This window comes from Streptomyces resistomycificus (assembly GCF_001514265.1).
Classification (GTDB): domain Bacteria; phylum Actinomycetota; class Actinomycetes; order Streptomycetales; family Streptomycetaceae; genus Streptomyces; species Streptomyces resistomycificus.
The window spans coordinates 133,331-150,512 of record NZ_KQ949007.1 but is presented as its reverse complement, the minus strand read 5'-3'; the positions used below and the strand labels follow the sequence as shown (position 1 = coordinate 150,512).

At 70.7% G+C, this 17,182-nt stretch carries 19 protein-coding genes; 4 read left to right on the top strand and 15 right to left on the bottom strand.

Annotation, left to right across the window (positions count from 1 at the left end; translation table 11 throughout):
* Nucleotides 1–187 precede the first annotated feature (187 nt).
* Together AQJ84_RS38795 and AQJ84_RS38790 are read left to right on the top strand one after the other, a co-directional pair.
* A complete protein-coding gene (locus AQJ84_RS38795) occupies nucleotides 188–859 on the top strand; it encodes a potassium channel family protein (protein WP_053190944.1) in 672 nt (223 codons plus the stop codon).
* Nucleotides 859–1,536, top strand: coding sequence for a potassium channel family protein (locus AQJ84_RS38790; RefSeq protein WP_030038995.1), 678 nt, complete (start codon nucleotides 859–861; stop codon nucleotides 1,534–1,536). The genes AQJ84_RS38795 and AQJ84_RS38790 overlap by 1 nt, the downstream gene beginning before the upstream one ends.
* 69 nt (nucleotides 1,537–1,605) lie before the next feature.
* Here AQJ84_RS38790 and AQJ84_RS38785 read toward each other — a convergent pair whose 3' ends face one another.
* The 9 genes from AQJ84_RS38785 to AQJ84_RS38745 all read right to left on the bottom strand — a co-directional run bounded on the left by AQJ84_RS38785 (nucleotide 1,606) and on the right by AQJ84_RS38745 (nucleotide 10,255).
* The gene (locus tag AQJ84_RS38785) at nucleotides 1,606–2,370 is read right to left on the bottom strand and encodes a DUF3159 domain-containing protein (RefSeq protein ID WP_030038994.1); all 765 of its coding nucleotides are present in this window, start codon (nucleotides 2,368–2,370) and stop codon (nucleotides 1,606–1,608) included.
* Between the two features lie 3 nt (nucleotides 2,371–2,373).
* On the bottom strand, nucleotides 2,374–2,772 hold the full coding sequence (locus AQJ84_RS38780; protein WP_063753066.1) for an OB-fold nucleic acid binding domain-containing protein: 399 nt from the start codon (nucleotides 2,770–2,772) through the stop codon (nucleotides 2,374–2,376).
* Between the two features lie 128 nt (nucleotides 2,773–2,900).
* A complete protein-coding gene (locus AQJ84_RS38775; RefSeq protein WP_030038991.1) occupies nucleotides 2,901–3,584 on the bottom strand; it encodes a response regulator in 684 nt (227 codons plus the stop codon).
* Nucleotides 3,581–6,148 carry a sensor histidine kinase gene (locus AQJ84_RS38770; RefSeq protein WP_030038990.1) on the bottom strand — a complete coding sequence of 856 codons (2,568 nt, stop codon included), beginning with the start codon at nucleotides 6,146–6,148 and terminating at the stop codon, nucleotides 3,581–3,583. The genes AQJ84_RS38775 and AQJ84_RS38770 overlap by 4 nt, the downstream gene beginning before the upstream one ends.
* 115 nt (nucleotides 6,149–6,263) lie before the next feature.
* Entirely contained in the window at nucleotides 6,264–6,956 is a 693-nt protein-coding gene (locus AQJ84_RS38765; RefSeq protein WP_030038989.1) for an ABC transporter ATP-binding protein, read from the bottom strand.
* A 60-nt stretch (nucleotides 6,957–7,016) separates the two neighbouring features.
* On the bottom strand, nucleotides 7,017–8,198 hold the full coding sequence (locus tag AQJ84_RS38760; protein ID WP_030038988.1) for an alginate lyase family protein: 1,182 nt from the start codon (nucleotides 8,196–8,198) through the stop codon (nucleotides 7,017–7,019).
* A gap of 146 nt (nucleotides 8,199–8,344) precedes the next feature.
* Nucleotides 8,345–9,112, bottom strand: a complete 768-nt coding sequence (locus AQJ84_RS38755) for a DUF3710 domain-containing protein (protein WP_030038987.1) — start codon at nucleotides 9,110–9,112, stop codon at nucleotides 8,345–8,347.
* A gap of 1 nt (nucleotide 9,113) precedes the next feature.
* Entirely contained in the window at nucleotides 9,114–9,674 is a 561-nt protein-coding gene (gene dut, locus AQJ84_RS38750) for a dUTP diphosphatase (RefSeq protein ID WP_030038986.1), read from the bottom strand.
* On the bottom strand, nucleotides 9,671–10,255 hold the full coding sequence (locus AQJ84_RS38745; protein ID WP_051869660.1) for a PaaI family thioesterase: 585 nt from the start codon (nucleotides 10,253–10,255) through the stop codon (nucleotides 9,671–9,673). Before AQJ84_RS38745 ends, dut begins: the two co-directional genes overlap by 4 nt.
* A gap of 58 nt (nucleotides 10,256–10,313) precedes the next feature.
* Here AQJ84_RS38745 and AQJ84_RS38740 point away from each other — a divergent pair, with 58 nt between their 5' ends.
* Entirely contained in the window at nucleotides 10,314–10,775 is a 462-nt protein-coding gene (locus AQJ84_RS38740; RefSeq protein ID WP_030038984.1) for a DUF3093 domain-containing protein, read from the top strand.
* Nucleotides 10,776–10,863: 88 nt separating this feature from the next.
* Here AQJ84_RS38740 and AQJ84_RS38735 read toward each other — a convergent pair whose 3' ends face one another.
* The 4 genes from AQJ84_RS38735 to AQJ84_RS38720 all read right to left on the bottom strand — a co-directional run bounded on the left by AQJ84_RS38735 (nucleotide 10,864) and on the right by AQJ84_RS38720 (nucleotide 14,407).
* Nucleotides 10,864–11,796 (bottom strand): hypothetical protein, encoded by a 933-nt coding sequence (locus AQJ84_RS38735; RefSeq protein WP_030038983.1) that lies wholly within the window; start codon nucleotides 11,794–11,796, stop codon nucleotides 10,864–10,866.
* Between the two features lie 13 nt (nucleotides 11,797–11,809).
* Entirely contained in the window at nucleotides 11,810–12,106 is a 297-nt protein-coding gene (locus AQJ84_RS38730) for a DUF4193 domain-containing protein (RefSeq protein WP_005481602.1), read from the bottom strand.
* A 405-nt stretch (nucleotides 12,107–12,511) separates the two neighbouring features.
* Entirely contained in the window at nucleotides 12,512–13,747 is a 1,236-nt protein-coding gene (locus AQJ84_RS38725; protein WP_030038982.1) for a sensor histidine kinase, read from the bottom strand.
* 6 nt (nucleotides 13,748–13,753) lie between these two features.
* Nucleotides 13,754–14,407, bottom strand: coding sequence for a response regulator transcription factor (locus AQJ84_RS38720; RefSeq protein WP_007385219.1), 654 nt, complete (start codon nucleotides 14,405–14,407; stop codon nucleotides 13,754–13,756).
* 416 nt (nucleotides 14,408–14,823) lie between these two features.
* On the opposite strand from AQJ84_RS38720, the gene AQJ84_RS43680 reads away from it, so the two are divergent.
* The gene (locus AQJ84_RS43680; protein ID WP_164873016.1) at nucleotides 14,824–14,997 is read left to right on the top strand and encodes a hypothetical protein; all 174 of its coding nucleotides are present in this window, start codon (nucleotides 14,824–14,826) and stop codon (nucleotides 14,995–14,997) included.
* A 148-nt stretch (nucleotides 14,998–15,145) separates the two neighbouring features.
* On the opposite strand, the gene AQJ84_RS38715 is transcribed toward AQJ84_RS43680, so the two are convergent.
* Nucleotides 15,146–15,961, bottom strand: coding sequence for an inositol monophosphatase family protein (locus AQJ84_RS38715; protein ID WP_053190941.1), 816 nt, complete (start codon nucleotides 15,959–15,961; stop codon nucleotides 15,146–15,148).
* An 8-nt stretch (nucleotides 15,962–15,969) separates the two neighbouring features.
* On the bottom strand, nucleotides 15,970–17,097 hold the full coding sequence (locus AQJ84_RS38710; RefSeq protein WP_030038981.1) for a ferrochelatase: 1,128 nt from the start codon (nucleotides 17,095–17,097) through the stop codon (nucleotides 15,970–15,972).
* Nucleotides 17,098–17,182 lie beyond the last annotated feature (85 nt).

Sequence of the window (17,182 nt, the reverse complement as noted above, 5' to 3'; positions counted from 1 at the left end):
GAAAACGCGGGATGAACGAACTGTGCCCGTACACGGATGAGGGCAGGGACGAAGTTGCGGCATAAGCTCGTGTCCGGGCAGCGCCTGAGGCTGTTGCCCCGTCGTTGCCCGGCAGACTGAGAGAGAAGAGTGATCAGGGTGTTTTCGCAGGTCATCGGGATGACCAGGACTGCGGGGTAGGGCTCAAGTGCACATCGTCATCATGGGCTGCGGGCGGGTGGGGTCGGCCCTCGCCCAGACCCTGGAGCAGCAGGGGCACACGGTCGCCGTGATCGACCAGGACCCCACCGCCTTCCGACGACTGGGCTCCGGTTTCGGTGGCCGTCGTGTCACCGGTGTGGGTTTCGACCAGGACACCCTGCGTGAGGCGGGCATCGAGGAGGCCGGCGCGTTCGCGGCGGTCTCCAGCGGCGACAACTCGAACATCATCGCGGCGCGGGTGGCCCGCGAGATGTTCGGCATCGAGAACGTCGCGGCCCGGATCTACGACCCTCGGCGTGCCGAGGTCTACCAGCGTCTGGGCATCCCCACCGTGGCCACGGTCCGCTGGACCGCCGACCAGATGCTGCGCCGGCTGCTGCCTTCCGGCGCCGAGCCGCTGTGGCGGGACCCCACCGGCGGTGTCCAGCTGGCCGAGGTGCACACCGCCACGTCCTGGGTGGGCCACAAGATCAGCCGTCTCCAGGACGAGACGGGGGTGCGGGTGGCGTTCCTGACCCGGCTCGGTGAGGCGATCCTGCCCAGCTCGCAGACGGTGTTGCAGGAGGGCGACCTGGTGCACGTGATGATGCGCACCGACGAGGTCGACAAGGTCGAGGCGGCGTTCGCCAAGGGTCCCGAAGAGGAGGGCGGTCACTGATGAGGGTCGCCATTGCCGGTGCCGGCGCGGTCGGCCGCTCGATCGCGGGCGAACTGCTGGAGAACGGCCACGAGGTCCTTCTCGTCGACAAGGCGCCGACCGCCATCTCGGTCGAGCGCGTCCCGCAGGCGGAGTGGCTGCTCGCCGACGCCTGCGAGATCACGTCCCTGGACGAGGCCGCGCTCCAGCGCTGCAACGTGGTGATCGCCGCTACCGGCGACGACAAGGTCAATTTGGTCGTCTCGCTGCTGGCCAAGACGGAGTACGGCGTTCCACGGGTCGTCGCCCGGGTGAACAACCCGAAGAACGAGTGGCTGTTCAACGAGTCCTGGGGCGTGGACGTCGCCGTGTCGACCCCCCGTCTGATGTCGGCCCTGGTCGAGGAGGCGGTGAGCGTCGGCGACCTGGTCCGTCTGCTGCGCTTCAGCCACGGCGACGCCAACCTCGTGGAGCTGACCCTGCCGGAGGAGTCGGCGCTGGCCGGCACCCAGGTCGGCGACGTCGAGTGGCCGCAGGACACGTCCCTGGTGACGATCATCCGCGGCAACCGCGTCCTGACGCCCTCCCAGGAGGACTCCCTGGAGGCGGGCGACGAACTCCTCTTCGTGGCCGCACAGGCCCGCGAGGAGCAGCTGGAGGACCTCCTGTCGGTACGCCGCCAGGACACGGCGAGCTGAGCACTCAGGGCTACGACGACGAAGGGCGCCCCCGAAGCCGGGGGCGCCCTTCGTCGTCGTGGCGGAAAACTACGCCTCCCGGCGGTGCCGGCCACCGGTGGCGTCCTCGCGCTCCCCCGCCGAGGCCGCCTCACGCTCCCGCTCGGCCTTCTCCTCGGCCTCCATCTCCGCGAACACGTCGATCGGGGCGGGCGCCTTCGCCAGGAACACCCAGGTCAGATAGACGGCCAGCAGGAACGGCGGGATCTTCAGAGCGACCAGGACCCAGCCCAGCTGGGTGGTGTCGGCCCACCAGTACAGCGGGAAGAGGATCGCGCACTTGGCGAGCAGGATCAGGCCCCAGGCGTAACTGGCCTTGGCATAGGCCTTCTTGCGGCCCGGGTTGCGCTTGCGCCAGGAGAGGTTCTCCTTGAAGACCGGGCCGAGGATCAGCCCGATCAGCGGGACTCCGCAGAGGGTCGTGATGATGTACGCGAGACCCAGGCCCAGCGTGTAGATCATGCCGGGCAGGTAGAAGTCCTTGGCGTTGCCGGTCATCATCGCGAAGACGACACCGAAGGCGACGCCGAAGACCCCGCTGAAGGCGTGCTTGACGGTGTCGCGCATCATTAGGCGGACCACGACCAGCAGCAGGGACACACCGAGGGCGGCGATCGCCGACAGGTGCAGGTCCTTGTTGATCGTGTAGATCGTGACGAAGAGGAGGCCGGGCAGGACCGTCTCGACCATGCCCCGCACGCCGCCGAAGGCCTCGAACAGCGCGGCCTCGGTCACCGCCCGGGCATCCGGCTCAGTGACTTCGGTGTCTTCGGTCGGCTTGTCGAGCGACGTCACCGGCTACTCCCGTCCGAGGGGTCTCAGTTCGTATTTCGGGTTGAACAGCACCCGGCGGCCCCGGCTCATCGAGATCCGGCCCGACGCGATGAGCTTGCGCCCAGGCTCTATCCCCACGATGGAGCGCCTGCCGAGCCACACCACGTCCAGCGCGGCGGAGCCGTCGAACAGTTCGGCCTCCAGGGCCGGCACTCCCGCGCGCGGGCGCAGGGTGACCGTGCGCAAGGTACCAGTAACGGTCACGACCTGCCGGTCGCGGCAGTCACCGATCCTGGTGCAGCCGGCGGTCGCGGAGTCTTCCCGCAGCTCCTCGGACTCCAGGTCCTCCTGCGACGAGGAGAGCCGGTCGAGCATGCGCCGGAACCGGCCCGCCGGCTTCTCGGAACGAGGAACAGCACTCATATCTGAAGCGTACCGGGGCCCACCGACAGCTACGTACCCGCGCTGTCGGCGCTCGAACCGGTGCCCCGTCCCCGGCTCGGAAACGCCGCGTCCCCGGCCCCCCGGCGACGCCCCGGCCGCCCCACGGCTCACCTCTCGAACCGGTAGCCCATCCCGGGCTCCGTGATGAAGTGCTTCGGATGCGACGGGTCAGCCTCCAGCTTGCGCCTGAGCTGGGCCATGTAGACCCGCAGGTAGTTGCTCTCCGTCCCGTACGACGGCCCCCACACCTCCTGGAGGAGCTGCTTCTGGCTGACCAGGCGCCCGGTGTTGCGCACCAGCACCTCCAGCAGATGCCACTCGGTGGGCGTCAGCCGTACGTCCTTGCCGTGCCGCCGCACCTTCTTCGCGGCCAGGTCGACGGTGAACTCGTCGGTCTCCACCAGCACCTCGTCGTCGCCTCCCCCGGTGGGCTCGGCCCGGCGGACGGCGGCGCGCAGTCTGGCCAGCAGTTCGTCCATGCCGAAGGGCTTGGTGACGTAGTCGTCGGCGCCCGCGTCGAGGGCCTCGACCTTCTCGTCGGAGGAGTGCCGGGCGGACAGCACGAGGATCGGTACCCGGGTCCAGCCGCGCAGGCCCCTGATCACCTCGACGCCGTCCATGTCGGGCAGTCCCAGGTCGAGGACCACCACGTCGGGGTGGCGGGCGGCGGCGAGTTCGAGGGCGGTGGCACCGTCGTGCGCCGCGTCCACCTCGTACTTGCGCGCCCTGAGGTTGATCACGAGGGCGCGCACGATCTGCGGCTCGTCGTCGATCACGAGCACCCGGGTCATGTGGCCTGCCTCTCCGGTCGTACGGGGTTCAGGAGTTGCTCCGGGCGCGGGAGCCCGGCCGCGGCCGATCCCGCGGCCACCGGGAGCGTGAGCACCATGGTGAGGCCGCCCCCTGGCGTGTCCTCGGCGTCGAGGGTGCCGCCCATGGCCTCGGCGAAACCTCGCGCCACCGCGAGGCCGAGTCCGACACCGGCACCGCGCGGGGCGTCGCCGTGGCGCTGGAAGGGCTCGAAGATGCGTTCCTTGGCCTCGTCCGGGACGCCCGGCCCCCGGTCGACCACCCGGACCTCGACGCGGTCGGCGAGGGCGCTGGCGGCCACCAGGACGCTCCTGCCGGCCGGGCTGTACTTGACGGCGTTCTCGACCAGGTTGGCCACCGACCGTTCCAGCAGGCCGGGGTCCACGGCGACCATGGGCAGCGTCTCCGGGATGTCCAGGTCGGCGCTGCCCTCCGGCACCCCGCCGAGCGCCATCGGCACCACCTCGTCCAGGTCGATCTCCCGGATCAGCGGGGTGACCGTGCCGGTCTGGAGCCGGGACATGTCCAGCAGGTTGCCCACCAGGTGGTCGAGCCGGTCGGCGCCGTCCTCGATGCCTTCGAGGAGTTCCGCGCGGTCCTCCTCGGACCAGGCCACGTCGTCCGAGCGCAGCGAGGTCACCGCCGCCTTGATTCCGGCCAGCGGCGTACGGAGGTCGTGGCTGACGGCGGCCAGCAGCGCGGTGCGGATGCGGTTGCCCTCGGCGAGCGTGCGCGACCGCTCGGCCTCCTCCCTGAGGCGCCGCCGGTCCAGCACGACGGCGGCCTGGGCACCGAAGGCGGCCAGGACCCGGCGGTCCTCGGCGGGCAGTACCCGGCCGGAGAGGGCCAGCGCCATGTGGTCGCCCACCGGTACGCCGACGTCCGCCTCCTCGGGCCGCTCCACGGGCCGCCCGAGACCGGCCCGGCCCGCGCAGGTCCAGGGGTCGACGTCGCTCGCCCGCTCCAGCAGGGCCGCCGACTCCATGCCGAAGGTCTCGCGGACCCGCTCCAGGAGTTCCTCCAGGCTGCTCTCGCCCCGCAGCACGTTGCCGGCGAGGAAGGAAAGGATCTCCGCCTCGGCGCGCAGCCGGGCGGCCTGGTGGGTGCGGCGGGCCGCGAGGTCGACCACGGACGCCACCGAGACCCCGACGCCGACGAAGATCGCGATGGCGACGATGTTCTTCGGGTTGGCGATCGTCCAGTGGTGCAGGGGCGGTGTGTAGAAGTAGTTCAGCAGCAGGGAGCCCACCGCCGCCGAGGCCAGCGCGGGCAGCAGCCCGCCGAGCAGGGCCGCCGCCACCGTCACCGTGAGGAACAGCAGCATGTCGTTGGCGAGGCCGAGGTCGACGGTGCTGAGCAGCAGGGCCATCACCGCCGGGCCTGCCACGCCCACCAGCCAGCCCCAGATGATCCGGGCCCGGCCGAGCCGTGCGCCCCGGGCCACCGGCAGGCCGCGTCCCTTGGCGACCTCTTCGTGGGTGACGATGTGCACGTCGAGGTCGGGGCCCGACTCGCGGGCCACGGTCGTGCCGACGCCGGGGCCCAGGACGTACTGCCAGGTCTTGCGGCGTGAGGAGCCGAGGACTATCTGGGTGGCGTTCACTCCCCGCGCGAAGTCCAGGAGCGCGGCCGGTATGTCGTCCCCGACGACGTGGTGGAAGGTGCCGCCGAGATCCTCGACGAGGGTCCGCTGGACGGCCAGCTCCTTCGGGGAGGCCGAGGTCAGTCCGTCGCTGCGGGCGATGTAGACGGCGAGCACCTCACCGCCGGCGCCCTTCTCGGCCAGCCGGGCGGCCCGTCTGATGAGGGTGCGGCCCTCGGGACCGCCGGTCAGGCCGACCACGATCCGCTCCCGCGAGCCCCAGATCCTCGACACCCCGTGCTCGCTGCGGTAGGCGGTGAGGTACGCGTCGACCCGGTCCGCCACCCACAGCAGCGCCAGCTCCCGCAGCGCGGTCAGGTTGCCGGGCCGGAAGTGGTGGGAGAGGGCCGCGTCGACCTTGTCGGGCTGGTAGATGTTGCCGTGCGCCATGCGGCGGCGCAGCGCCTGGGGCGACATGTCGACCAGCTCGATCTGGTCCGCCCGCCGCACCGTCTCGTCCGGCACCGTCTCCCGCTGCCGGACGCCGGTGATCGCCTCGACGACGTCGCCGAGGGACTCCAGGTGCTGGATGTTGACCGTCGAGATCACGTCGATCCCCGCGGCCAGCAGCTCCTCCACGTCCTGCCAGCGCTTGGCGTTGCGTGAGCCGGGGACGTTGGTGTGGGCCAGCTCGTCCACCAGGGCGACGGCCGGGGCCCGCCTCAGCACGGCGTCGACGTCCATCTCGGGGAAGACGCCGCCGCGGTACTCGAGATCCCGGCGCGGGACCTGTTCCAGGCCGTGCAGCAGCACCTCGGTGCGTGACCGGCCGTGGTGCTCCACGAAGGCGACCACGCAGTCCGTACCGCGCTCGACGCGGCGGTGCGCCTCGGACAGCATCGCGTACGTCTTGCCGACGCCCGGTGCCGCACCGAGGTAGATCCGAAGCCTGCCGCGTCCCATGCCCTCATTGTCTTCCGGTCACCGCTGCCCACGCAGCGTCGACCCTACGGCCGACAGGCGCGGCGAACGGCACCGGAAGCGGCCTCGGGACGCTCTTTGACGCAACCCTGACGGCTCAGGGCTCGACGATCTCCCCGTCACCGAGTTCCAGCACCCGGTCGGCCAGGTCGAGGAGGTTCGCGTCGTGGGTGGCCACCAGCGCGGTGACCCGCTCGCTGCGTACGACCGCCCGCAGCAGCTCCATCACGGCGTGACCGGTCTCGGCGTCGAGTTGGCCGGTCGGCTCGTCGGCGATGAGTAGCGAGGGGCTGTTGGCGAGGGCCCGGGCGATGGCGACACGCTGCTGCTGGCCGCCGGACAGCTCGCCGGGCCGTTGCCGCGCGTGGTCGGCGAGGCCGACCAGGGACAGCAGCAGTTCGACGCGCTCCTCCCGTTCCCGGGGGGCGGCCCGGCGCAGCCGCATCGGCACGCCGACGTTCTCGGCGGCCGTGAGGATGGGGATGAGCCCGAAGGACTGGAAGACAAAGCCGATGCGGTCCCGGCGCAGGGCGAGCAGGCCGTCCTCGCCCAGCTCCGCGAGGTCGAGCCCGTCGACCGTGACCCGCCCTTCGTCGGGCAGGTCGAGCCCGCCGACGATGTTGAGGAGGGTGGTCTTCCCGGATCCCGAGCGCCCCTTGAGGGCGACGAGTTCACCGCGCGGCACCGCGAAGGAGACCCCGCGCAGCGCGTGCACGGCGCCGGCTCCCTCGCCGTAGGACTTGCGGACGTTCTCGACGCGCACCATGGTCTCGGTGACCACCTGAGTCATGCGTCCTCCCCCGTGGACCGGGCGCCAGTATCACCGTCCGACGCCCGGCACTTCAACGGTTCAGCCGGGGTTGCCGGCGTGGGTGAGCGTCTCCCAGGCCACGAAGAGGTTGTTGCTGCCGGCCGGGCGGTTACGCTCGGTCAGTGCCCGCGTGTTGGTCATAGGCATGCCAAGCCGATGACCCATGGCGTTGTACCCGACCTCGGTGACGGGTCCGAGCCCCAGGTGCAGCGAGCCCCCGCACAGCCAGCTCGGCACCGCCGCGCCCAGCTCGTACTTGGCCTGGAACCCGAGCGCCTGGCGCAGCCGCTCGCCGATGTCGGTGCCGTACAGGTCCTGGCCCTGGATCCGGCTGGTCTCGGCGACATGGGAGATGGCGGAGATGCCGTACCCGGTGTGCGTGAGGTCGCGACAGGTCTCCTGGGTGAGCCCGGTGACGAAGGTCGACTGCCCCTGCCAGTACCTGACGATCTTGTCCCTGGTGTCGAGGTTCTGGCTCGGCACGGTCCTCGGCAGCTCTCCGTCCGAGGCCAGGTAGACGAAGGCGGCCGTGCGGGTCCGGAACCTCGCCATGGCCTTGTCGTACGACGCCTTGTCCTCCAGGTGGACCGCGATGCCGACGGCGGCCTCCATCATCGACAGCTCCCAGTTGCCGTTGGAGTGGGAGCCGTTGACGACCTCGGGCAGGTAGACCTCACGCAGCATGGCCGCGAAGCGGCCGGAGCCGGCCCAGCCCCCGGAGTACGTGTGCTTGATGATCTCCGCGGCCCTGGGCCAGGACGAGCCGGCCCAGCCGGTCTGCAGGGGTGCGTTGCTGTTGGTGTGGTCCCTGATCACGGCGGACCAGGCGTCCATCAGCTGGACGGCCTTCCTCGCGTACCGCTCGTCGCGGGTGACGTACCAGGCGAGCGCCTGGGTGTACGCGGCGATCGCGTCCTCGCGTTCGTCCGTGCAGCCGTTGTCGGGGTTCGAGTAAGAACCGCACTCGACGATCGCGCGCGGCTTGGGCGTGCGGCTCAGGTCGGCGTACTTGCTCGCCAGCATCCGGTCGAAGGCGCCCTTCCAGGGCTGGGCACCCGCGTCGACCTTGGCGCGGACGAAGTCCAACTGCCCCTTGGAGACGGTGACTCCGGGGTGGACGAAGGCCGCGGGGGCGGCTTCGGCTCGTGGCGTGGCCGGCTGCGCGAGGACACCGGCCAGGACGAGGGCGGTGACGGTCGCGAGGAGGGGGGTACGACACACAGCAGCTCCGTTCTCGTATGTGAACAAGGAGCGCCCTCATGAACCAGGCATGCCGAGACCGTAGGTACAGACCAATGCCCCGTCAAGAGTCCGCGCACGAGAAAGGGCCGCACCCCCGGGCGGGGGTGCGGCCCTTGTCGCGTTTGCTAGCGGACCTCGGTGATCTCCGGTCCGCGCTGCAGCTGGCCCATGCCTCCGGAGAAGCGGGAACTGCCGTCGTCCTGCTGGACGCCCTCGGGGACCATCTGCGCGTCGTTCGGCAGCTTCAGGACGATGGGGTCGCGGGGCGCCATCGGACCCTCACCGCGGACCACGACCGTGTCCCGGAAGATCTGCTCCAGCAGACCCGCGGCCTGCGGCTGCACCGCGCCCTGGCCCGAGATGACACCGCGCAGGAACCAGCGGGGGCCGTCCACACCGACGAACCGCACCACCTGGAAGCCGCCCGTGCCGTCCGGCAGTTGCACCGGCACCTGGGCGCGCAGCTCCCAACCGAGCGGGCCCTCGACCTCGTCGACGATGCCGCCCTGCTGGGTGATGCCCGTGCCGATCTCCTCGCGCACCTCGCCCCAGATGCCCTCGCGCTTGGGGGCGGCGAAGGCCTGCAACTGGACGGCGCTGTCGCGCAGGACGACGGTCGCCGCGACGATCGCGTCACCGGCGACCTCGACCCGCAGCTCCATGCCGTCGACGCCCGGCACGAACAGACCGCCCAGGTCCACGCGCCCCTCGGAGGGGTCACGGACCTCGGAGTCGTCCCAGGGCCCGTCGGGCCGCGGCTCCGGCTCGAGCCTCACACGCGTGCGCGCGCCCGCGTCCTCGTCGTCCGCCTCAGTGTCGACACCGTCGACGACCTGCTCGGGCTCGCCGGCCGCGTCCTCGGCGGCACCCTTCTTCTTGCGACGTCCGAACACGTCACTGTCCTTCCCGGTCGGATACGACCGAAGCGTATCGATTCCCACCCGATGTGCCGCCGTCGGCGGCCTGACCGCTTGTGCTGTTCGTACTGCCGGGGTCGCCCACGGCCGCATGGCCGCCGGTGGACCCGAAGCCCCCCTCGGCCCGAGCCGATTCGGGAAGCTCCGCGACCTCCTGGAAGCGGACCCTCTCGACCTGCTGGACGACCAGTTGGGCAATCCGGTCGAAGCGCTCGAACCGCACGGACTCGCGCGGGTCGAGATTCACCACGATCACCTTGATCTCCCCACGGTACCCGGCATCAACCGTCCCCGGGGCATTCACGAGAGCGACACCGCAGCGGGCGGCGAGGCCCGACCGAGGGTGCACGAAGGCCGCGTACCCCTCAGGGAGCGCCACAGACACCCCCGTGGGCAGCACGGCCCGTTCGCCCGGCTTCAGTTCACGGCTCTCGGTGGTGCGCAGATCGGCTCCCGCGTCACCGGGCTGTGCGTACGTCGGAAGCGGTACGTCGGGGTCCACGCGCCGGATCAGCACGCTCAGGGGGTCACGGCTCACGGGTTCACCTCGAAGGCGCGGGCCCGCCGCACCTGGTCCGGGTCGTCCATGGCCGCCCGGATCTCCTCCTGGCGGCCGTTCTCGATGAAGTGGTCGACCTTCACCTCGATGAAGAGCGCGTCGGCGCGGACGGCAACCGGCCCCTCGGGGCCGCCGATGCGTCCGGTGGCGGTCGAGTAGATCTTCCGCCGGGCCACCGCCGTCACCTCGGCCTCCAGGTACAGCGTGGTGCCGACCGGCACGGGGCGTACGAAGTCGGTCTCCAGCCGCCCGGTCACCGCGATCGTCCGCAGCAGCCAGTTCAGCGAGCCGAGGGTCTCGTCCAGGGCGGAGGCGAGCACACCGCCGTGCGCGAGGCCCGGGGCGCCCTGGTGAGCGGCCTGCACGGTGAACTCGGCCGTGATCGTGACACCCTCGCCGGCCCGCGCCTGGAGGTGCAGCCCGTGCTGCTGCCCGTCCCCGCAGCCGAAACACTGCTCGTAGTGCGCGCCGAGGAGCTCGCCGGGCGCGGGAGCGTCAGGGTGACGCACCGGTTTCACGGCGTCGGCGGGGGGCTCAACAGCGGCGGAAGTACGACTCACAGCCGCAGACCTTACCCGCGCGTCGGGCGGTTCCGGACACCGTGCCAAGCTTGGCTTCATGCAGCTCTCCGCGACCCCGTACGAAGAACGTCTCACCGCCCCCCGCTCCTGGTGGCTGATCTCCTTCATGGTGGGCGTCTCGATGGCGTTGATCCTGCTGCCCTTCGGCACCCTGCCGCTGCTCGGCGGCCTGGTCGGCGGCACGGCTGTGGCGGCGGTGGTCGCCAGTTCCTACGGCTCGCCGCGGATCCGGGTCGTGGGCGGCTTCCTGATCGCGGGCGAGGCGAAGATCCCGGTGTCGGCACTGGGTGACGCGGAGATCCTGGACCCGGAGGAGGCCCGGGCCTGGCGCACCTACAAGGCCGACACCCGCGCCTTCCTGCTGCTGCGCGCCTACATCCCCACCGCGCTGCGCGTGGAGGTCACCGACCCGGCGGACCCGACGCCGTACCTGTACCTGTCGACGCGTGAACCGGAGCGGCTCGCGCAGGCGCTGGAGTCGGCCCGCACGGCGGCGTAGAGCCGGTCCACCTCCGGGCGTAGAACACTCGGACGGGGCTTCACCCGAGGTGGCCCAAAATATTTATCGCCGCCGCGCAAAAACTTCGTCAGGGCTCGATTTCCTTGTGTCCGCGCCCGAGCCCCTTCGGAATGTCCCCGATTTTGAGCGGATTCTCGGGGATCGCCAGCGGGGGCAGTTCGACCAGCGCGTCCCACGGCACCTGGACCTTGCGCAGATCCGTCCGGATCCGCTCCGCGAGTTTTCTCGTGTCCCGGCGGTTCATGACCGCTCCGACGGCAGCGCCGACCATGAACGGCATCAGGTTCGGCAGGTTACGCACCATGCGCTTCATGATCTGCTGGCGCATTTGCTGTTTCATTCGACTGTTGAGCGCGGAACTCATCGTCGACGGCTTGGTCACGACGATGCCGCGCTCTCCCGACCAGGAGTCGAGATACGCGGTGCTGCGCTGCTTGAGATTGCCCGGCGGCCGCACGCCGTAGACCTCGTGGAGCTCGGCGATCAGCTTCAGCTCGATCGCGGCGACTCCGGTGATCTCCGCGGCCAGCTCCGTCGGCATGGCGGGCGGCACGGGAAGCATCGCCGCCGCCCCGATGCCCGCTCCGACGGTGGCGGTGGCGCTGGAGGCGCCCACCACGAGCTTGTCCGCGAGCTCCTCGGGTCCGAGCCCGGGGAACTGCTTGCGAAGCGTCGCGAGGTCCCGTACGGGGATCCGCGGGGCGTTGTCGATGATCCGGTCGGCGAGATACGCCAGGCCCGCCCTGGCCCGGCTGCCGCCCCTGTGGACGCCTTCCACGGCCTTGTCCCGGATCACCGCCACCCGTCGCTTGGCGACGGGCGCGGGGCTCTCGGCCGGCGCCGGGAGATCAGCCCGGCCGGCCGCCGGTTCGAGCGAGGCCGATCCCTTGTCGGATGAGCCCCGCTCGTCGTCACGCGCGCCGAGCCGTCCTTCGGACGGCTCCTGGTCCGCTCCCGACAGGCGAAAGCGGCGCTTCCGGGGAGGGGTCGAGCCAGTCACGGCCGACCCGCCCTCAGTCGCAGTCGCGGCAGATCGGCTGACCGTTCTTCTCGCGGGCCAGCTGGCTGCGGTGGTGCACCAGGAAGCAGCTCATACACGTGAACTCGTCCTGCTGCTTGGGCAGGACCCGGACGGCCAGCTCCTCGTTGGACAGGTCGGCGCCGGGCAGTTCGAGGCCCTCGGCGGCCTCGAACTCGTCGACGTCCACTGCGGAGGTCGACTTGTCGTTCCGGCGGGCCTTCAGTTCTTCAAGGCTGTCCGAGTCGACGTCGTCGTCGGTCTTGCGTGGGGTGTCGTAGTCGGTTGCCATGTCGCTCTCCCCCTCTGGGTGTCTGCGGTGTCTCCAGCGCACGTAACGCGTGAGAGGCCGGACTTGTGCCCGACCCGAGGCGGAGATTTTGCCTCACATCAAGGTCTGTTACTCAATCGACACCCAACCGGACTCCTCTTGAGTGATCGGGTTGGATGGCGATCGGGACCGTACACGGTCCGAATCCCGCACTTCAAAGGCGTCTCACCGTGTACTTCCCGTGATCAAGACCTTCGAAAACCCGGATTTTCCCGGCTTTCCGACAGGGTGCATGATCACTGAGAGTAGATGGCCGGAAATTCGTCCTTGTGATCGATCACACACGGAGCTGCTCGGAAGTCGCCCAGAAAATTCCGCGCAAAGCGAACATCCCCGTGTGTCGGATCGTGTGCGGGGGCCATGATCTCAGACGGGAAGGGTCACCCGCATCACGAGCCCACCTCCTTCACGCGGCTGGGCCGAAATGTGGCCGCCGTGCGCCCGGGCCACGGACCGCACGATGGACAGCCCCAGGCCGACGCCCTTGTCGCTGCCCGTCCGCTCCGTGCGCAGCCGCCGGAACGGCTCGAAGAGGTTGTCGATCTCGTACGCCGGCACGACGGGGCCCGTGTTGGACACCAGGAGCACCGCCTGGCCGTGCTGGACCTCCGTCGTCACCTCGACCCAGCCGTCCTCGGGCACGTTGTACCGCACCGCGTTCTGTACGAGGTTCAGGGCGATCCGCTCCAGCAGCACGCCGTTGCCCTGGACCACCGCGGGCTTCTGCTCCCCGCGGATCACCACGCCCTTGGCCTCGGCCTCACCGTGCACCTGGTCGACGGCCTGCTCGGCCACCTCCGCCAGGTCCACCGGCTTGCGCTCGACGATCTGGTTGTCGCTGCGGGCGAGCAGCAGAAGCCCCTCGACGAGCTGCTCGCTGCGCTCGTTGGTAGCCAGCAGCGTCTTGCCGAGCTGCTGCAGTTCCACCGGCGCGCCCGGATCCGACAGATGCACCTCGAGGAGCGTGCGGTTGATCGCCAGCGGGGTTCTCAGCTCGTGCGAGGCGTTGCCGACGAACCGCTGCTGGGCCGTGAAGGCCCGCTGCAGCCGCTCCAGCATCTCGTCGAAGGTGTCCGCCAGCTCCTTGAGCTCGTCGTCCGGGCCGTCCAGCTCGATCCGGCGGGACAGGTCCGAGCCCGCCACCGCGCGCGCGGTGCGGGTGATCCGGCCCAGCGGCGACAGCACGCGGCCGGCCATCGCGTAACCGAAGGCGAAGGCGATGATGGCGAGGCCGAGCAGTGCCAGCAGGGAGCGGCTGAGCAGGTTGTCCAGGGCGTTCTGACGCTGTTCGTTCACGCACTCGTTGAGCACCTGGTTGAGCTCTGGCGCCGGCAGCGTGGTGGAACCGGTGTTGCAGGTCTTGCTGGACACCGAGCCGGTGACGACCTTGAAGGGCAGGTCGCTTCCGACGGTCAGCGCGTTGGCGGCCAGCAGGTAGATGATCGACAGCAGCAGGATGCCGGCGATCAGGAACATGCCGCCGTACAGCAGGGTGAGCCTTATCCGGATGGTCGGGCGCAGCCACGGAAAGGGCGGCTCCGGCCTCCGGGGGTCCCAGGTGGGCTTGGGGGGCGCCTGGGGCGGCGCCGGGGTGGCGGCCACGGCCGGTCAGATCCGGTAGCCGGAGCCGGGGACGGTCACGATGACGGGCGGCTCGCCGAGCTTGCGGCGCAGCGTCATGACGGTCACCCGCACGACGTTGGTGAACGGGTCCGTGTTCTCGTCCCACGCCTTCTCCAGGAGCTGCTCGGCCGAGACGACCGCGCCCTCGCTGCGCATCAGCACCTCCAGGACCGCGAACTCCTTTGGTGCCAGCTGGACTTCCTTGCCGTCGCGGAAGACCTCGCGGCGGTTGGGGTCGAGCTTGATCCCGGCGCGCTCCAGGACCGGCGGCAGCGGCACACTGGTGCGCCGGCCGAGGGCACGCACGCGTGCCGTCAGCTCGCTGAAGGCGAAGGGCTTGGGGAGATAGTCGTCGGCGCCGATCTCCAGGCCCTCGACACGGTCGCTGACGTCACCGGACGCCGTGAGCATCAGCACGCGGGTGGGCATGCCGAGTTCGACGATCTTGCGGCAGACGTCGTCGCCGTGCACGAGGGGCAGGTCGCGGTCGAGGACGACCACGTCGTAGTCGTTGACGCCGATGCGTTCCAGGGCGGCCGCACCGTCGTACACGACGTCGACGGCCATGGCCTCCCGGCGCAGTCCGGTGGCCACCGCATCGGCGAGCAGTTGCTCGTCCTCGACGACGAGTACGCGCACGTCGCTTGTCCTTCCATGTGTCCACCCGCGTAGCTCTTCTCGGGCACGCGGGCAGGGGTCCGGGTGGAGAGTGTGACCTCCATCCTGCCCTTTTCGGCCATAAGTCGGCTGTAAGGCGGGTGAGCGCGGGCTGAAGGACAGGTGTGAGGCGGGGGAATGCGGGATTTTCTCGTCGCGTTGAGGTTTCCACGGAAGAGAGCGGGGGGAGGACGGCTTTACACCCCGCGATCACGCTCTGCTTGTGCCGCACCACCATGTGGCACGTCGGTCCGCTTTCCGCAGAGCGGGCGTGGGTGTCCGGCACCGTCGCCGCCCAGCACCGGGCAGCGCTGGGCACCTGTCGCAGACGTGATCGCCCCTTCCGAACGGCACACCCCCGTGCCATCGACCCACGACCCAGGACGAGGGGGCGCAGCATGGACGCATTCACCGCAGGACTTCTGCAGCGCATAAGGGCGACCGAGACCGACCTGACGCGGGCTCGCGACGAGGGCGACGACTTCCTCGCCGAGGTGGAACAGGGCGAGCTCGACGACCTGCGCCGCCTCGCCGCCGAACACGGTGTGGAGGTCGGCGCGCTGAGCGTCTGATCAGCGCTTGCAGCACAAAGGCGGGCCCCGGCGAATCCAGCGCCGGGGCCCGTCGGTCGTCCGGGCCCGCGGTCGTCCGGGCCCGTCGCGTCCTCCGGGGCGCGGGGCCTCGTATCGCGTACGAGACTGCTGCCGCGTCCGGTGCGGATCAGTCGTGCCAGGCGCCGAAGTCCTCCAGGAGGCGCTGGAGGGGCTCGAAGACGCCCGGGGTGGCGGCAACCGTCAGATGGTGTGCGGGGCGCTCTCCGGGGCGGCCACCGGTCAGGGCGCCCGCCTCCCGGGCGATCAGGTCGCCCGCGGCGAGGTCCCAGGGGTGGAGGCCTCGCTCGAAGTAGCCGTCGAGGCGGCCGGCCGCGACGTCGCACAGGTCGACGGCCGCCGAGCCGCCGCGCCGGATGTCCCGCAGGAGCGGGATCAGCTTGCGGGCCACCTCGGCCTGGTGGACGCGGACCTCGGTGACGTAGTTGAAGCCCGTCGAGACCAGGGCCTGCTCCAGCGGCGGCGCGGGCCGGCAGACGAGCTTGCGTTCGCCGTCCCAGGCGCCCCTCGCCCAGGCTCCCTTGCCGCGCACCGCGTGGTACGTCTCGCCGCGCATCGGGGCCGCGACGACGCCGACCACGGTCTCGCCGTCCTGCTCCGCGGCGATGGAGACGGCCCAGGTGGGCAGTCCGTACAGGTAGTTGACCGTGCCGTCGAGCGGGTCGATCACCCATCGGACACCGCTCGTGCCCTCGGTGGAGGCGCCCTCCTCGCCGAGGAAGCCGTCGTCGGGGCGGTGTTCGGAGATCAGGTCGGTGATCAGCTTCTCCGCCGCGATGTCCATCTCGGTGACCACGTCGATGGGGCTGGACTTGGTGGCGGCGACCGCGAGGTCGGCCGGGCGACCGTCCCGCAGCAGCGCGCCGGCGCGGCGGGCGGCCTCCTGGGCCAGCTTCAGCAGTTCCGCGTGCAGGGGGTCGCTCACGGGGCTCCTCACGCGTGGGGGCTGTCGGCGCCCGCGGCGGCGGGGCGCGGGGCACGGGCCGGGCAGCAGCCCACCGGGCAGAGGTGGTGGCTCGCGCCCAGACCGCCCAGGAAGCAGGGCGTGACCTCTTCGGAGCGCTCGACGGCGGACCGCTCCAGGACGAGGTCGCGGATCGCGGCCGCGAACCGCGGGTCGGCGCCGACGGTCGCCGAGCGGCGCACCGGCAGGCCCAGCTCCTCTCCCCTGGCCTTGGCCTCCGTGTCGAGGTCGTACAGGACCTCCATGTGGTCGGAGACGAAGCCGATGGGGGCGATGACGACCGCCGGGACCCCGGCCGCGTGCCGCTCCTCGAGGTGGTCGCAGATGTCGGGCTCCAGCCAAGGGATGTGCGGGGCGCCGGAACGCGACTGGTAGACGAGCTGCCAGGGGTGGTCGACGCCGGTGCGCTCGCGGACCGCGTCGGCGATCAGCTGGGCCACGTCCAGGTGCTGCCTCACGTACGCGCCGCCGTCGCCCTGCTCCTCGACCGGGCCCGAGGTGTCGGCGGAGGCGGTCGGGATGGAGTGGGTCGAGAAGGCGAGGTGGGCGCCGTCCCGGACGTCCTCGGGGAGGTCGGCGAGGGACCGCAGCACACCGTCGATCATGGGCTCCAGGAAGCCCGGGTGGTTGAAGTAGTGCCGCAGCTTGTCGATCTTCGGAAGCTCCAGGCCCTCGGCCTGGAGGGCGGCGAGCGAGTCGGCGAGGTTCTCGCGGTACTGACGGCAGCCGGAGTAGGAGGCGTAGGCGCTGGTGGCGAGGACCAGGACGCGGCGGCGGCCGTCGGCCACGATCTCGCGCAGGGTGTCCGTCAGGTAGGGCGCCCAGTTGCGGTTGCCCCAGTAGACCGGCAGGTCCAGGCCGTGGTCCGCGAAGTCCTTGCGCAGAGCGTCCAGGAGTGCGCGGTTCTGGTCGTTGATGGGGCTGACCCCGCCGAACAGGAAGTAGTGCTGACCGACTTCCTTCAGGCGTTCCTTGGGGATGCCGCGGCCCCGCGTCACGTTCTCCAGGAACGGGACCACGTCGTCGGGTCCCTCGGGGCCGCCGAACGAGAGCAGGAGCAGGGCGTCGTAGGGGGTGGCATCGAGCGCGTCTGGCATGAGTAGATCCTGCCACCCGCCTCTGACAGCCGGGAAACGGCGGGTGACGTGCGCGGTCCTCCGTCCCGGCGCACCAGGTGCGTTA

Coding starts and splice junctions, on each gene's coding strand:
- AQJ84_RS38770 (WP_030038990.1), bottom strand. CDS start 6,148: ATGGGACGCGGCAGGCTTCGGATCTACCTCGGTGCGGCACCGGGCGTC.
- AQJ84_RS38780 (WP_063753066.1), bottom strand. CDS start 2,772: ATGAGTGCTGTTCCTCGTTCCGAGAAGCCGGCGGGCCGGTTCCGGCGC.
- AQJ84_RS38740 (WP_030038984.1), top strand. CDS start 10,314: ATGCAGCTCTCCGCGACCCCGTACGAAGAACGTCTCACCGCCCCCCGC.
- AQJ84_RS38775 (WP_030038991.1), bottom strand. CDS start 3,584: ATGACCCGGGTGCTCGTGATCGACGACGAGCCGCAGATCGTGCGCGCC.
- AQJ84_RS38790 (WP_030038995.1), top strand. CDS start 859: ATGAGGGTCGCCATTGCCGGTGCCGGCGCGGTCGGCCGCTCGATCGCG.
- AQJ84_RS43680 (WP_164873016.1), top strand. CDS start 14,824: ATGGACGCATTCACCGCAGGACTTCTGCAGCGCATAAGGGCGACCGAG.
- AQJ84_RS38765 (WP_030038989.1), bottom strand. CDS start 6,956: ATGACTCAGGTGGTCACCGAGACCATGGTGCGCGTCGAGAACGTCCGC.
- AQJ84_RS38710 (WP_030038981.1), bottom strand. CDS start 17,097: ATGCCAGACGCGCTCGATGCCACCCCCTACGACGCCCTGCTCCTGCTC.
- AQJ84_RS38730 (WP_005481602.1), bottom strand. CDS start 12,106: ATGGCAACCGACTACGACACCCCACGCAAGACCGACGACGACGTCGAC.